Here is a 15,785-nt window from a genome sequence, read left to right as displayed (position 1 = left end):
TCCTTTACGCGATGCTCGTACCTCGTACCGAATACCAATACCGGGGTCTCCCTGCCACAAAGTTGAGCAGGTGGGGCGCCTTCGTGTGGCGGTTTCACGGAACGTCCCCCGGCGGGGGCGGCGGAATCGGCCGTTTACGGGTGTAGTGGACAGCTGTTTTACGGATGCCCGTCAGGTGCCGCAGAACGCGTGTCTTACGGATGAGAGCACGGGCGCGCCTCACGGGCGGCCGCAGAGGTGCCTTGCCGAACACCGCAGGGGCGCCTCACGTACGACCGCAGGGGCGCCTCACGTTCGACCGCACCGCCTCACGTTCGACCGCACCGCCTCACGTACGACCGCACCGCCTCACGGATCACCGCACGGGCGTCTCACGGATCACCGCACGGGCGTCTCACGGATGCAGGAGCACGAGGTCGTCCCGGTGGACGACTTCACGCTCGTACGCGGGGCCCAGTTCGCGTGCCAGTTCCCTGGTCGAGCGGCCGATGAGCTGCGGGATCTCCTTGGCGTCGAAGTTCACGAGGCCGCGCGCGACCGCCCGGCCCGTACTGTCGCGCAGCTCGACCGGGTCGCCCGCGGTGAACTCGCCCTCGACGCCCGCGATGCCCGCCGGCAGCAGCGACTTGCGCCGCTCGACGACCGCGCGTACGGCGCCGTCGTCCAGGGTGAGCGCGCCCTGCGGGGTGGAGGCGTGCTGCAGCCACAGCAGCCGGTGGGCGGACCGCTTGCCGGTGGGGTGGAAGTATGTGCCCGTGTCCCGGCCCGCGAGGGCGTCGGTGGCGTGGATGGCGCTGGTCAGCACCACCGGGATGCCGGCCGCGGCGGCGATACGGGCCGCCTCGACCTTGGTGGCCATGCCGCCGGTGCCGACGCCCGCCTTGCCCGCGCTGCCGATGTCGACGTGCGCGAGATCCTCGGGAACGCGTACTTCCGCTATCCGCGACGTACCGGGCTTGCTGGGGTCTCCGTCGTAGACGCCGTCCACGTCGGAGAGCAGGACGAGCAGATCGGCCCGTACGAGATGGGCGACGAGGGCGGCGAGGCGGTCGTTGTCGCCGAAGCGGATCTCGTCCGTGGCGACGGTGTCGTTCTCGTTGACGACCGGCAGGGCGCCCATCGCGAGGAGCTTGTCGAGGGTGCGGGAGGCGTTGCGGTGGTGGGCGCGGCGGCTGGTGTCGTCGGAGGTGAGGAGTACCTGTCCGACGCGGATGCCGTGGCGGGCGCAGGAGGCCGTGTAGCGGGCCACCAGGAGGCCCTGGCCGACGCTGGCGGCGGCCTGCTGCCGGGCGAGGTCCTTGGGCCGGCGGCGCAGCCCCAGCGGTGCGAGCCCGGCGGCGATGGCGCCGGACGAGACGAGGACGATCTCCTTCTCGCCGCCGCTGCGCGCCTTGGCGAGGACGTCGACAAGGGCGTCGACCCGGTCCGCGTCGAGGCCGCCCGAGGCAGTGGTCAGCGACGAGGACCCCACCTTGACGACGATGCGGTGGGCCTGCGCCACGGCCATCCTGTGGACCTGCGTCACGGTCTGCCTTGCCCCTGCCACCTGCTGTGTGTCCCCTCGCGTCGGTCCGGGTGCCCCGCCCCGCAATCTACGCGAAGAGGGTGGGCCGAAGCCCGTCCGTCCAGCACGCGGACGTCGCGCGGACGGGACACGGACGTCGCGCGGACGGGACGCCGACGAGGCGCGGACGGGACGCGGATGAGGCGCGGACGGGACGCGGACGGGACGCGGGCCGCCGGGTCACCCCGCGCGCCGCGCTCCCAGGACCCGCCGGGCCACCCGTCGCAGCCGCGGGAAGTGGTTGGTGCGGGGCTTGAAGCCCTCGATGGTGGCCGTCTCGCGGGACGTCGGGACGTAGCAGCTGTCCGGGATGCCCGCGGCCGGGTCACGGAAGTGGGGGTAGGCGAGGTAGGCCTTGCGGCCGCGGGACTCCAGGAGGACCTCGGGGGTCTTCTTCGCCTTGATGAACTCCAGTACGTCGACGAGGAGATCACCCCGGCCCTGGGCCACGAGGTGGAGGCGCAGGCGTTCGTGGACCTTGAGGCGGGAGGCGACGCCGTCGTGCCAGTACGCGTCCATCAGGGGCCTGGCCAGGTCGAGTTTGTGCCACCGTACCTTCTCATTCTGCTTGAGGAAGCCGGGGCCGAACTGCGGGAGCAGGGTGATAAGTAAGGGACGGACCATCAGGGCGTCACGGCGCGCCCCGGCGGGTACGTGCTCGGCGATCAGGCCCATCAGCGCGCGGGCCGAGTCGAAGCGCAGGGTGTAACTCCCGCTCTTGGTCGCGTGCTTGCCGTCGTCGCGGCCGACCAGGTAGTAGCACGCGTAGTCGGCGATCACGGAGACGCCGTCGGCGCGCAGGTAGGCCTCCATCGTGAACAGCGCGTCCTCGCCGGTCTTCAACGACTCGTCGAAGCGCATGCCGTGCCGCGTGAGCAGCTCGCGCCGGAAGAACTTCTGCGCGCTGAGCGTGAACTTGATGTTCGAGGAGAAGACGTCCGTACGGGGCTGGTCCTTGCCCCACATCGACTTCGGGGCGCCCCTGTTGACCCCGACGATCTTGCCGAGCACCACGTCCGTGCCCTGCTCGTCGGCGACGGCGACCATGCGCTCCAGGGCCTCGGGGCCGAAGTAGTCGTCGGCGTCGAGGAAGAAGACGTAACGTCCGCGTGCCTTGCCGAGGCCGACGTTGCGCGGGCCGCTGGGGCCGCCCGAGTTCGGCTGCCTGATCACCGTGACGGTCATGGCCGCCCGCTCCGCGAACTCCTCCAGGTACTCCCCCGTGCCGTCCGTCGACCCGTCGTCGACGGCGATCACCTCGATCCGTGCGGGGTCGAGCGTCTGGTTCTCCACGGAATCCAGGCACTTGACCAAGTACGGCATCGCTTCGTACGCCCCGATGACGACGCTCACATCAGGCTGCGGCACGGTTCCCCCCTCGTCGCGGGAAGTGTCCCCACAACATTTCCCCTTTGTCGCCTCAATCGCTACCTGCAAGACAACTGGACGTAGGGACTGGTTGCTTAACGCCACTCAGTTCGTGACCCAGGTCACAAAGCAGAACGTCTCGGAGCGGAAAAGGGCCCGGCCCCGAGGGGAATTCCTCGGGGCCGGGCCCTGTACGTCATCGGTCAGCGGGTCACCCCGTGACGGCAGCACCGTCCGTCTCGCCGGTCACCCGCTGGCCGGGCACCGCGCCCGCCAGGTCCACAGCCGCGGCCGAACCGCTGGTCTCCTGGCCGAGGTTGCGCCTCTCGGCCTTCTGCGCCAGCGCCCGCACCGCGGAGTTGAACTGGTCGATCGAAGCCGGCTCGTCGGGGCCGAGCAGATACCGCTTCAGCTCCTGGCGGTCGGCGGCCTGCGCGTCGGCGGCCCGGTCGGTCACCGCGGCCAGCAACTCGCCCAGTTCGTCGGCCGAGTTGGACAGGATCACGGCGGCGCGCACCGCGGTGTTCTGCCGCTTGAACTCCTCGTCGCCGAGCTCCGCGGAGTCCGTGACCGCGTACGGCTTGCCGCTCGCGATGAAGTCGGAGACCACGCTGGAGATGTCCGAGACCATCGCGTCGGAGACGTTGAAGCAGTCGTACAGGCGCGGCTCGGCGCCCTCGATGACACGGTGCTCCGCGGTGCCGAAGGAACGCCAGTACGCGTCGTTCCACTCGGCGCGTAGCCGGGCTACCTCCGCGTGCCTGGCCGCGTCGACCATGCCGTCACGGGTGGCCTCCGCCTCGTCGCCCTTCGCGGCGGCACCGGTCAGCTCGGCGATACGGTCCTGGATGCGGGCCATGTCGGCCTTGGCCGCGCTCTGCGCCGCGGCGTCGGCGGCGAAGCGCGGGTCGGCGGCGCGCTCGGCGGCCGCCTCCTCGACCAGCGCGGTGATCCGCTGGTGCGCGGCCTTGGCCTGCGCGCTGCGGGTGCCGGTGAAGGGGTGCGGCTTGTAGAGGACGCGGACCGGCTGGTCGGCGGCGAGCAGCCGCCGCACGATGTTCTCGCCGGCGAGCAGAATGGAGGTGTTGCCGGGGTTGTCGTCCCAGCCCTCCCACGTGGGGGCGTACAGGACCGTGGGGCAGCGTCCATCAGCGGCTCCGCCGCGGGGGCCGTCCGGCACGCCCTGCCAGGACTGGATCGGGGCCAGCTGCGGGCGGCCCACCTCCACGATGTCGTCGTCGCGGACGCCCACGTCGGCGATGGCGTAGCGGTCGCGGCCCGCACGGCCCGCTGTCCACACCTCGTCGTACACCTTGCTGAACGGGTTGACGCTGGCGAGCTTGTCGCTGTCGCCGTGGCCGATGAAGACGTGCTTGATGGTCGGCACGCGCAGCATGTGGATGTTCTTGCCGACGTTCGCCGCGTACAGCGCGACCCGCACCGTGGACAGGTCCATGTTCATCAGGTGCACCCCTCCGGGCACGCAGATGACCGGCACGGTGGTGGGCGCCATACGGTCCAGGATGGCGCGCTCGCGGAGGATGATCAGCGGCTTGGTGTCCAGCTGCTCCATCGTCTCCAGCCACATGTTGACCTGGTACGCCGAGTCCTTGGAGCCCGAGAAGTAGAGCACCGTCTCCGGGCGGTACTCACGCAGCCAGTCGTCGACCGCCGCCAGGACTGTCTCGCCTTTCGGCGGGATGCGCCTGCCGCGGACGAACGGGACGAGCGCGGCGACGTAGCCGAAGCTCAGCAGCAGCGTCAGGCCGATGCCCACGAAGCCGTAGACGTTGTTGTCGGTCGCCGCGGTGACCAGGACGCCGACGACCGCGGCCAGGTCGAGGTGGAGCATCTTCTCGGCGGACCGGTGCAGCAGGCGGCGCGGGGGCGCGCCGGGGATGCGTATGCGCGAGCCCAGGTCGACGTTGCGGGTGGCGACGGGCATCTTGCGGCGGAGCCGGATCAGCGTGATCAGCGCGCCGTGCGGGGCCTGGAAACCGTAGAAGGCCAGGAAGCACGCGATGGCCGCGTAGAAGACCAGGCTGTCGGACAGGCCGAGGCGCGCCAGAAGCAGGACGAGCAGCAGCTGCCGGATCAGGAACCTGATGGACAGACCGGCGCGCACCTTGCTGAGGCGGTTGATCAGATAGCTGCCGCGTCGGTGCAGATAGCGGTCCGCCAGATACGTCACGGCGGCCGCGGCCGCGAAGGCGGGGACGCTCGGCAGGAGCGCGGCCAGCATCAGGCAGGGGTAGCCCAGCATCATGAGGGCCGCCGCGGCCAGCTCGGCCGCGCTGCCCACCCGGGCAACGCGAATAGCGGTGGAAATCACGGAGAAACCTGCTCTTGAGGGGTGAGTGCCGGTTTGGTACTAAAAGTGAATCAAAAGTGAAAAAGCGACTTTACGGATTCAGGCCTCTGTGAATGTGCAGCAAACGCACACCAACAGAGGCCTGAATTCGGAAAGATTATTGAATTATGCCACGCCGTCCTGGCGGTCCAGGACACTGGCCAGGGCCGCCTCGAATCCGGAGGCCCGGCCCGCGCCCGCCGTCGGGTCCTGCTGGCGGACGTCGATGACGTGGCCGGTCAGCTCGGAGACGAGGACGTCGAGCGAGGTGCGCGCCACGGCCTCCGAGGACAGCAGCGAGCCCGCGGGCTCCTGGCCGAACGCCTTGGTCCGCATCGGGGTCGCGGTGCGCTCGGGGTTGATGCAGTTGACGCGGATACCGTCGCCGGCCCACTCGTCGGACAGCGCCTGGGTGAGGTTCACCATGGCGGCCTTGGTCGAGGAGTAGAGGCTGTACTCGGCGCGGCCGCGGGTGTAGCTGCTGGAGGTGTAGAGCAGCAGCTGGCCCTTGGTCTCGGCCAGGTACTTGTAGGAGGAGCGGGCGATCTGCACCGGGGCCAGGTAGTTGACCTTCAGCGCTTCCTCGATGGTCGCGTTGTCCGTCTCCGCGAGCTTGCCGATGCGCAGCACGCCCGCGGTGTTGATGACGTAGTCGATGCGCCCGGTCTCGGCGTACGCCGTGGACAGCGCGTCGTCGACCTCCTCCGGGTTCTCGACGTGCGTGCCGGTGGTCGAGCGGCCCAGGGCGTAGACGTTGGCGCCGTAGCCCTCGGCGAGTTCGGCGATGTCCCTGCCGATGCCGTACGACCCGCCGAAGACCACCACGGTCTTGCCGGTGAGCAGCTGGCGGTAGGCCTCCTCGCCGGCCTGCTCGGGCGCGGCGGTGGAGGCGAGCTGGAAGAGCTTGTCGGCGATGAAGACGTCGACGGGCTGCGTGACCTTCATGTTGTACTCGTCGCCCGCGACGACGTGGATCGGCACGTCCGGCAGGTACTTGAGTACGACGGAACAGTCGTCGGTGGCCTGGAAGTTGGGGTCGCCGGCCGCGACCTCGTAGGCGCGCCGGATCGTGGACAGCTTGAACGCCTGGGGCGTCTGGCCGCGGCGCAGCCGGGAGCGGTCCGGGATCTCGGTGATGAACTCGCCGTCCTCGCCGTGGGTGCGGGTCACGATGATCGTGTCCGCGGACGGGATGGCGACGTCGACGGCCTGGTAACGCTCGAGCGCGGTCACGCAGTCGTCTATGACGCGCTCGGACAGCAGCGGACGCACGGCGTCGTGGAACAGGACGTTGCGGTCCTCGCCCTCGGCCAGCCCCTCGCCCAGCGCGGCGATCGCGCGCTCGGTGGTCTCGTTCCGCGTCGTGCCGCCCTCGATGACGCGGGTTACCTTGGTGAAGCCCGCCTTCGCGACGATCTTCTCGATGTCCGGCACATAGCCCGGGGCCATCAGCACGATGATGTCGTCGATCGAGTCGGCCTGTTCGAAGGTGTTCAGCGTGTGCTCGATGACCGCCTTGCCGGCGATCTTCAGCAGCTGCTTCGGAATCGACAGACCCACGCGCTGACCGGTCCCACCAGCCAGGATCACTGCGGTGGTACGGGGCTTGGCAATGTGCTCAGACACAGGTGACCTACCTTGGGGCGACAGGGAACTTGGGAATGTTCCCACTTACGGTTACTGCCATGCAAGGTGAGCGACCACTGCTGCATATGTGCGCGCAACCGGTTATTCACCTTGTGCGCAGGCGCCTTCCATGAGCAGGGACCGGATTGTCCGGATTTCCTGTGAGTAACTGCACACGATTTCCGTGGGTTCTTCACAGAACATCACGTCACGAGCTCACACCCGCTGTAAGCACGTGATGCCCTGGGACTCACGTGAGTCCCAGGGCATCACTGTCGAGTACGGCAGTACCGCGGTGTGTCAGTGCGGTCAGTACGTCACACGAGCCGTACGCCCGGCTTCCCCGCCTCGACCCGCAGCCGGGCCAGCGTGCTGGAGGCGGCCTCCGGCTTGAGCACCGTCTCCGGAACCCGCACCTGGGCGTCGATGCCGTCGCGGCGGATGTCGAAGAGGTGGTAGCCGCGGTGGGCGTCGATGAACTTCCAGTGCGGGTTGTCCGGCATCCGCGGGTCCCATTGCGCGTGGAAGGCGGCCTGGTCCTGGTCGCCACCGCTGGAGATGGAGGTGCCGACGAACTCGGCGCCCACGACGTCGGAGTCCGGGTCGGCGAAGTCCTTCTTGAGGTCGCTGATCATCGTGAGGTGGCGGTCGCCGGTCATGACCACAGGGTTGCGGACGTTCGCGAACTCCCCCATGAGGGCGTTGCGTTCGGCCTGGTAGCCGTCCCAGGCGTCGTAGTACCAGAGCTTGCCCTCGCCGACCTGGAGGTCGGTCTCGGCCATCATGATCTGCGAGGCGATCAGGTTCCACCGGGTCGGCGAGTGGTGCAGACCGTGGAGCAGCCACTCCTTCTGCCCGGCGCCGAGCATGGTGAGCGAGGGGTCCTTGGCGCCCTCCTGGCTGGTCGCCTGGTCGCTGCGGAACTGCCGGGTGTCCAGCACGTTGAGGCGGGCCAGGCGCCCGAAGTCGAGCCGCCGGTACATCTGGATGTGCGGCCCGTTCGGGATCGAGGTGGCGCGGACCGGCATGTGCTCGTAGTACGCCTGATAGGCGGCGGTCAGCCGGGCGACGAACGCCTCGTGCGTCTGCTTGGCGGGGTCCTGCGGTATCTCCCCGGCGAAGTCGTTGTCGACCTCGTGGTCGTCGAAGGTGACCACCCAGGGGGCGTTCGCGTGCATCGCCGCGAGGTGCGGATCGGTGCGGTACTGCGCGTGCCGGTTGCGGTACTGGACGAGGGTGTACGGCTCGCCGCTGCCCTCGTGCCGGCGTACGGCCGTGGCCGACGGCGTGGACTCGTAGATGTAGTCGCCGACGAACAGCACGACGTCAGGGTCCTGGCCGAGCATGTCGGCGTACGGCGTGAAGTAGCCGTTCTGCCAGTTCTGGCAGGAGGCCAGGGCAACCCGCAGCGAGCCGCCCGAGCTGCTCGGATGCGGTGCGGTGCGGGTGCGGCCGGTGGGCGAGAGCTGTCCCTCGGCGCGGAAGCGGTACCAGTACACGCGGCCGGGGCGCAGCCCGCGGACATCGACGTGCACGCTGTGCCCGTACTCGGGACGCGCCTGGGCGGTGCCGCGGCGCACCGGCTTCCTGAAGCGGCCGTCCTCGGCGATCTCCCACTGCACCGACACCGTGCGGTCGGGCATGCCGCCGCCGTTCAGCGGGTCGGGAGCGAGCCTGGTCCACAGCACGACGCCGTCGGGCAGCGGGTCGCCGGAGGCGACGCCGAGGGTGAACACACCGTCGGGCAGCGGCGTTTCGGCCGCGCGCGCGGAGGTGGGAAGCCACAGCTGGGCGGAGGCGGCAGCGCCGAGCACGGCGGCCCCCGCGGTGAGAAAGCGGCGTCGATCGCGTGAGACTGCTCCGGGCATCGGCGAACTCCCTTGCGTCGGTGGCCCCTTGGACACCGGGAAGCTCACACGGCGCGACGGCCCGCTCGCTGAACGGAACACATCGCAGGCATGACAAATGCACGAGCATCGAACGACTCAGGGCAACAAGGGACGCCGGACGGGCTGGAATCAGCCCGTCCGGCGTCTGAGAACAAGCGCGTTGGCGCGACAAGCGGGGGTCTGGGGGCGGCAGCCCTCAGGGGAAGGGAACTTGCGCTGGCGAAACCCTAGAACGGCTCGAAGTCGTCGTACGCCTTCTCCACCTCGTCCAGCTCCGCCTGCCGGTCACGGCGACGCTGGACGGCAGGCCGCGGCGCCTCGAACCGGTGGTCCTCGCCACGCCGGCCGAGCATCTCCGCACCGGCCATCACCGTCGGCTCCCAGTCGAAGACGACCGCGTTCTCCTCGGGACCGATGGCAACGCCGTCGCCCGAGCGCGCGCCCGCCTTCAGCAGCTCTTCCTCGACACCGAGGCGGTTGAGGCGGTCGGCGAGATACCCGACGGCCTCGTCGTTGCTGAAGTCGGTCTGGCGGACCCAGCGTTCGGGCTTCTCGCCGCGCACGCGGAAGAGGCCGTCCTCCTCCTGGACCACGGTGAAACCGGCGTCGTCGACCGCCTTCGGGCGGATGACGATCCGGGTCGCCTCCTCCTTGGGCTTGGAAGCCCGCGCCTGCCCGACAAGGTCGGCGAGAGCGAAGGACAGCTCCTTGAGGCCCATGTGCGCGACCGCGGACACCTCGAAGACGCGGTAGCCGCGCGCCTCCAGGTCCGGGCGGACCATCTCGGCCAGGTCCTTGCCGTCCGGCACGTCGATCTTGTTGAGGACGACGATGCGCGGCCGGTCGCCGAGGCCGCCGTACTGCTTCAGCTCCTCCTCGATGATGTCGAGGTCGGAGACGGGATCACGCTCGGACTCGAGCGTCGCCGTGTCCAGAACATGCACGAGCACGCTGCAGCGCTCCACATGGCGCAGGAACTCGAGGCCGAGTCCCTTGCCCTGGCTGGCGCCCGGGATGAGGCCCGGCACGTCGGCGATCGTGTAGACGGTCTCACCGGCCGTCACCACACCGAGGTTGGGGACGAGGGTCGTGAAGGGGTAGTCCGCGATCTTCGGCTTGGCGGCCGACAGGACCGAGATGAGCGACGACTTGCCCGCGCTCGGGTAGCCGACGAGGGCCACGTCCGCGACCGTCTTCAGCTCCAGGACGATGTCCTGCAGGTCCCCGGGAACACCGAGCAGCGCGAAGCCGGGCGCCTTGCGGCGGGCCGAGGCCAGCGCCGCGTTGCCGAGGCCGCCGCGGCCGCCCTGTGCGGCGACGTACGCCGTGCCGTGCCCGACGAGGTCCGCGAGGACATTGCCCGCCTTGTCCAGGACGACCGTGCCGTCCGGCACCGGCAGGATCAGGTCTTGGCCGTCCTTGCCGGAGCGGTTGCCGCCCTCGCCCGGCTTGCCGTTGGTGGCCTTGCGATGCGGGGAGTGGTGGTAGTCGAGCAGCGTGGTCACCGACTGGTCGACCGTCAGGATCACGTCACCGCCACGGCCGCCGTTGCCGCCGTCCGGGCCGCCCAGCGGCTTGAACTTCTCCCGGTGTACGGAGGCACAGCCGTGGCCTCCGTTACCCGCGGCGACGTGCAGTTCGACGCGGTCCACGAAGGTGGTCATGGTCAATGCCTCCAGAAACGTACAGGAATGTCTTCTGCATAACACGCGAAAGGCGGACCCACTTCCCCAACGGGGAAGGGAGGTCCGCCTCGCGAAGAACTCTGTTCAGGTGAGCCCGAGTGATCAGGCGACCGGAACGATGTTCACGACCTTGCGGCCACGGCGGGTACCGAACTCCACCGCACCGGCGTCCAGCGCGAACAGCGTGTCGTCCTTGCCACGGCCGACACCGGTGCCGGGGTGGAAGTGGGTGCCACGCTGGCGGACCAGGATCTCACCGGCGTTGACGACCTGACCGCCGAAGCGCTTCACGCCGAGCCGCTGAGCATTGGAGTCGCGACCGTTCCGAGTGGACGATGCGCCCTTCTTGTGTGCCATCTCTCCTCAGTCCCTTACTTCGCAGCCGCGGGGATCTCAGTGACCTTGATCGCCGTGTACTGCTGGCGGTGGCCCTGACGACGGCGGTAGCCGGTCTTGTTCTTGTAGCGAAGGATGTCGATCTTCGCGCCCTTGTGGTGGTCCACGACCTCGGCCTGGACCTTGATGCCGGCCAGGACCCACGGGTCGCTGGTCACGGCGTCGCCGTCGACAACGAGCAGGGTCGAGAGCTCGACCGTGTCGCCAACCTTGGCAGTGGAAATCTTGTCAACCTCAACGATGTCGCCGACAGCAACCTTGTGCTGCCGACCACCGCTGCGCACGATGGCGTACACGCGGATCTCTCTCTCGCTCGGAACGGGACCCCGCAGTCCAGCCGTACGCGATGTACTTCGCGAGCGGCCTCTCCCGAAGCGCACGACACGCATGACGCCGGGAGGAAGAGGTTTACGGGGATGCGGCGCGTCAGTGAACACGCCGACGGTCAAGGTTACGGGGCCACAGCCGAAGGGGTCAAACCAGGCCCGGCCCCGTGGGTGTGCCACCGGTCACGCCGACGCCTGGGCCCCGCTGACGCGCGGGACCCAGGCGTCGGGCCGGGGCTCAGCTCTCGCCGGCCGAAGCCGTGACGGAGGACAGTGTCTCCTCCGCCGCCGCGGTCTTCTTCGCGGTCGCCTTGGCGGCCGTCGCCTTGGTGGCCGCCTTCTTCGCGGTCGCCTTCTTGGCCGTGGCCTTCTTGGCAGCGGTCTTCTTGGTGGCGGCCTTCTTGGTGGCGGCCTTCTTCGCCGTCGCCTTCTTGGCCGTCTTGCGCGCGGCCGTCTTCTTGGCCGCGGCGGCGGCCGGAGCCTCGGCCTCGGCAGCCTCAGCCGCCTCCGCCTCCGCCTCCGCGGGCGCCGAGGCCGACGGTACGACCACGACGGCCGCCTCCGCGGGCGCGGTCGGCGCGGTCGCCTTGCGGACGGCACGGCGGCGCGGACGGGCCGGCGCGGCACTCTCGGCCAGCGCCTCCGCGGCGGGCTCGGCCACCGGCTCGGCCACGGGCTCGGCCACCGGCTCGGGCGCCGGCTCGACGGCCTCCGGCGCGGGCGCCGCGACCGGCTCCGTGACCGTCACAGCGGCCTCTTCCGCCACCTTCGGCGAACCGGCCGGGGCCGACACCTTCCGGGTCGCACGACGACGCGTACGGCCCTTGGGAGCGGCCTCCTCCTGTACGGGAGCTTCCTGCACGGGAGCTTCCGCAACGGGGGCCTCAGCGACCGCAGGGGCCTCGGCAACCGCGGTGGCCTCGGGCGTCTCCACGACCGGGTCCTCGACCGCGACCGGCTCGGCCTCGGCGGCCTCACGCGACTTGGGGGCCCGCTCGGCGCGCTCCTCCCGCCTCGGCGGACGCCCCTCGGCCTTCGGCGCACCCGCCGGAGCGGACACGCGCCGGGTCGCCCGGCGCCGCGAACGGCCACGGGTGGCTGCGGCCTCCGCCTCGGCGGCGCTGCTGTACAGCTCCTCGTCCGGCACGAAAGCGCCCATGAGCGGCTCCTCCGCGGGCGGTGCGGCCAGCGCCACGGGCGCGGCGACCTCGGCGGCCACCTCGGCCTCGGTCTCCACCTCGACGGCCTCCGGGGCCTCCGCGGCCACGGCCTCGTGCTCGGGCACCTGCTCGGCGCCACGACCGCGCTTCTTGCGCTTGCCGCCGCCACCGACGGAGGTCGGCTGCTCCATGTGCACGATGACACCGCGGCCGTTGCAGTGGACGCAGTTCTCGGAGAAGGACTCCAGGAGGCCCTGTCCGACGCGCTTCCGCGTCATCTGCACCAGGCCCAGCGAGGTCACCTCGGCCACCTGGTGCTTCGTACGGTCGCGTCCCAGGCACTCCAGGAGGCGCCGCAGCACCAGGTCCCGGTTGGACTCCAGGACCATGTCGATGAAGTCGATGACGACGATGCCGCCCAGGTCACGCAGCCGCAGCTGGCGCACGATCTCCTCGGCCGCCTCCAAGTTGTTCCTGGTGACGGTCTCTTCGAGGTTGCCGCCCTGACCGGTGAACTTGCCGGTGTTGACGTCGACCACGACCATCGCCTCGGTCTTGTCGATCACCAGCGAACCACCGCTGGGCAGCCAGACCTTGCGGTCCAGCGCCTTCATCAGCTGCTCGTCGATCCGGTACGTCGCGAAGACGTCGACCTCCGAGGTCCACCTCGACAGGCGGTCGGTCAGGTCGGGCGCGACGTGCGAGACGTACCCGTGGATGGTGTCCCACGCCTCGTCACCGCTGACGATGACCTTGGAGAAGTCCTCGTTGAAGATGTCGCGGACGACACGGACGGTCATGTCCGGCTCGCCGTACAGCAGCGACGGCGCATTCGAGCTGCCGCCGTTCTTCGACTTCTTCTCGATGTCCTCCCACTGCGACTGCAGTCGCTCGACATCGCGGCGCAGCTCGTCCTCGCTCGCGCCCTCGGCGGCGGTGCGCACGATGACGCCCGCGTCCTCGGGGACGATCTTCTTGAGGATGGTCTTCAGCCGCGCGCGCTCGGTGTCGGGCAGCTTGCGGCTGATGCCGGTCATCGAGCCCTCGGGCACGTAGACCAGGTAACGGCCGGGCAGGGAGACCTGGCTGGTGAGGCGGGCGCCCTTGTGGCCGATCGGGTCCTTGGTGACCTGCACGAGGACCGACTGGCCGGACTTCAGCGCGCTCTCGATACGGCGCGGCCCGTTGGCCATGCCCAGCGCCTCGAAGTTGACCTCACCGGCGTACAGCACGGCGTTGCGGCCCTTGCCGATGTCGATGAAGGCGGCCTCCATCGAGGGCAGGACGTTCTGCACCTTGCCGAGATACACATTGCCGACGTACGAGGTCGCCTGCTCCTTGTTGACGTAGTGCTCGACGAGCACGTTGTCCTCGAGGACGCCGATCTGGGTGCGCTCGCCGCTCTGGCGGACGACCATCACGCGCTCGACGGCCTCACGGCGGGCCAGGAACTCGGCCTCGGTGATGATCGGAACGCGCCGGCGCCCCTGCTCGCGACCTTCACGACGACGCTGCTTCTTCGCCTCCAGGCGCGTGGAGCCCTTGATGGACTGCACCTCGTCGGACGGGTGCTCGTCCTTCTTGCGGGGCTCGCGGACCTTGACGACGGTGCGCTCGGGGTCGGTCTCGGCGGGCTCGGTGTCGGTGCCGGTGTCACCGGCGCGACGACGGCGGCGACGACGGCGACGGCTGCTGGAGCCCGTACCGCCGGTCTCCTCGCGCTCGTGCTCCTCCGCCTCCTCGGCGTCTTCCTCGATCTGCTCGGCGGTGTCCTCGGCGTCCTGCGTGGCCTGCTCGGCCTGCTCGGCGGCGAACTCGTCCTCGCCAGCCTCGCTCTCCGCCTCGGCGGACTCGCCACGGCGACGACGACGGCCACCGCGACGGCGACGGCGACGGGAGCCCGCGGACTCCTCCTCGCCCTCTTCACCCTCGGCGGCGTACTCGGCCGGCTCCTCGGACTCCTCAGCCTCCTCGGGCTCCTCGGGCTCCTCGGGCTCCTCGGGGGTCTCCGCGGTCACGGCCGCGGGCTCCTCCTCGGCGGCACGGCGACGACGACGGCGGCGACCGCCGGTCAGCTCCTCGACGGCCTCGGCCGGCTCGGGGGCCTCGACGACCTCGGCGGTCTCCGCGGCCTCCTCCGCCGCCTCGGCGGCAGCCGCGGCGGCGGCCCGCTCGGGCGTCTGGAACATCGGCTCGGTGAACACCGGCGCCTGGAACACGGCGGCAGCCGGACGCGCGGGCCGCTGCGCGGATTCGTCCGTCTCCGCCTTCTTCGGCGCGGGCGCGGAGAAGCCAACGGCGGCCTTGCGGGTGGCACGGCGGCGGGTACGACGCTGGGCGCCCTCCTCGGCCTGCGCGGCCTCGGGCTCCTCGGTGGGGGTCTCGTCGGCGGTCACGGGCGCCTCCACACGCTCGTCGGCTGCGGCGCTTTCGGGTGCACCGGCGGGCGCGGACACGCGCCGGGTGGCGCGCCGGCGGGTGGCACGGCGGGGAGCGGCCTCCTCTACGGCGGCGGGCTCCTCGTCCGCGGCGGGCACTTCGGCCTCGGCGGACGCCTCGACGCTCACCGGCTCCTCGACCGTCTCGACCGCCTCAGCCGCCTTCGGCGCACCGGTCGGCGCGGAGACGCGGCGCGTCGCACGACGACGCGTACGAGCGACGGGAGCGGCCTCCTCTACGGCGGCGGGTGCTTCGGCAGGGGCCTCGGCAGGGGCCTCGGCGGGGGCCTCGGCAGGGGCCTCGGCGGGGGCCTCGGCAGGGGTCTCCTCGACCTCGGCGGCGGCAGCGGCCGGAGCCGCGGGCACCACCGTCTCCGCCGCCTCGGCCGCCTCGGCCGTCACGGGCGCACCGGCGGGCGCGGACACGCGACGCGTGGCACGACGACGCGTACGGGCGACGGGAGCGGCCTCCTCGGCCACGGCCTCCGGCGTCTCGACGACAGCAGCGGTCTCGGCTGCTTCAGTTACTTCAGTTGCTTCAGTGGTCTCTACGGCCTCGGCGGCCTCAGCAACCTCTTCGGAGGGCATCTCCTGCACGAGGTCGGCGGACGCCACAGCCGGTATGGCCGGCGCGGTCGTCTCGGCCGCGGCCTCAGAGGCGGCGGCCGGCGGACCGGCCGGGCGCGACGCCGCACGACGGCGGCGCCGCGGCGGCAGGGTGTCGCTGGGAGTGTTGTTGTTCTCGGAACCCTCAGTGGGTTCGGTCGGCTCGAGCATGCGGGTGGATCTCCCGTCAGGCTCCCGGGCGCCGCGCCTGGTCCGGCAGTGCCGGTGACGTCCGCGGCTGCGCGATGCGCGATGCCGCCGTCCGGGGCGCGGGCGCCGCACGGGAACTCTCTGTGTCCTGTCTCGCCGGTTCCGTACACCATGTGTGCGTACGGCCTGGCGAAAGTCTTGTGGTCGGTGCGCTGCCCGACCCAGGT

At 70.4% G+C, this 15,785-nt stretch carries 9 protein-coding genes; all 9 read right to left on the bottom strand.

Going from position 1 to position 15,785, the window contains the following annotated elements; genetic code table 11:
- Window positions 1-394: 394 nt before the first annotated feature.
- Complete coding sequence (gene proB, locus C4B68_RS26840) at window positions 395-1,501, bottom strand: glutamate 5-kinase (protein WP_099499511.1); 1,107 nt, start codon at window positions 1,499-1,501, stop codon at window positions 395-397.
- Between the two features lie 243 nt (window positions 1,502-1,744).
- Entirely contained in the window at window positions 1,745-2,887 is a 1,143-nt protein-coding gene (locus C4B68_RS26835) for a glycosyltransferase family 2 protein (protein WP_099499512.1), read from the bottom strand.
- 256 nt (window positions 2,888-3,143) lie between these two features.
- The gene (locus tag C4B68_RS26830) at window positions 3,144-5,264 is read right to left on the bottom strand and encodes a hypothetical protein (RefSeq protein ID WP_240634485.1); all 2,121 of its coding nucleotides are present in this window, start codon (window positions 5,262-5,264) and stop codon (window positions 3,144-3,146) included.
- Window positions 5,265-5,408: 144 nt separating this feature from the next.
- A complete protein-coding gene (locus C4B68_RS26825) occupies window positions 5,409-6,908 on the bottom strand; it encodes a bifunctional cytidylyltransferase/SDR family oxidoreductase (RefSeq protein WP_099499252.1) in 1,500 nt (499 codons plus the stop codon).
- 317 nt (window positions 6,909-7,225) lie between these two features.
- Window positions 7,226-8,776, bottom strand: coding sequence for an alkaline phosphatase D family protein (locus C4B68_RS26820; protein WP_099499253.1), 1,551 nt, complete (start codon window positions 8,774-8,776; stop codon window positions 7,226-7,228).
- 248 nt (window positions 8,777-9,024) lie between these two features.
- Window positions 9,025-10,461 (bottom strand): GTPase ObgE, encoded by a 1,437-nt coding sequence (gene obgE / locus C4B68_RS26815; protein ID WP_099499254.1) that lies wholly within the window; start codon window positions 10,459-10,461, stop codon window positions 9,025-9,027.
- Between the two features lie 123 nt (window positions 10,462-10,584).
- Complete coding sequence (gene rpmA / locus C4B68_RS26810) at window positions 10,585-10,839, bottom strand: 50S ribosomal protein L27 (RefSeq protein ID WP_099499255.1); 255 nt, start codon at window positions 10,837-10,839, stop codon at window positions 10,585-10,587.
- 14 nt (window positions 10,840-10,853) lie between these two features.
- Window positions 10,854-11,174, bottom strand: coding sequence for a 50S ribosomal protein L21 (rplU, locus tag C4B68_RS26805; protein ID WP_028802589.1), 321 nt, complete (start codon window positions 11,172-11,174; stop codon window positions 10,854-10,856).
- A gap of 268 nt (window positions 11,175-11,442) precedes the next feature.
- Window positions 11,443-15,579 carry an Rne/Rng family ribonuclease gene (locus C4B68_RS26800; protein ID WP_099499256.1) on the bottom strand — a complete coding sequence of 1,379 codons (4,137 nt, stop codon included), beginning with the start codon at window positions 15,577-15,579 and terminating at the stop codon, window positions 11,443-11,445.
- Between the last annotated feature and the right edge of the window lie 206 nt (window positions 15,580-15,785).

Source organism: Streptomyces dengpaensis (assembly GCF_002946835.1).
Lineage (GTDB): Bacteria > Actinomycetota > Actinomycetes > Streptomycetales > Streptomycetaceae > Streptomyces > Streptomyces dengpaensis.
Note: the sequence above shows the minus strand (reverse complement) of the source record. Positions and strands in the feature narration are given on the sequence as shown.

Bases quoted from the DNA above. Each gene is read 5' to 3' on its own strand.
- C4B68_RS26835 (WP_099499512.1), bottom strand. From the start codon at position 2,887: ATGCCGTACTTGGTCAAGTGCCTGGATTCCGTGGAGAACCAGACGCTC.
- C4B68_RS26820 (WP_099499253.1), bottom strand. From the start codon at position 8,776: ATGCCCGGAGCAGTCTCACGCGATCGACGCCGCTTTCTCACCGCGGGG.
- obgE (WP_099499254.1), bottom strand. From the start codon at position 10,461: ATGACCACCTTCGTGGACCGCGTCGAACTGCACGTCGCCGCGGGTAAC.
- rpmA (WP_099499255.1), bottom strand. From the start codon at position 10,839: ATGGCACACAAGAAGGGCGCATCGTCCACTCGGAACGGTCGCGACTCC.
- C4B68_RS26800 (WP_099499256.1), bottom strand. From the start codon at position 15,579: ATGCTCGAGCCGACCGAACCCACTGAGGGTTCCGAGAACAACAACACT.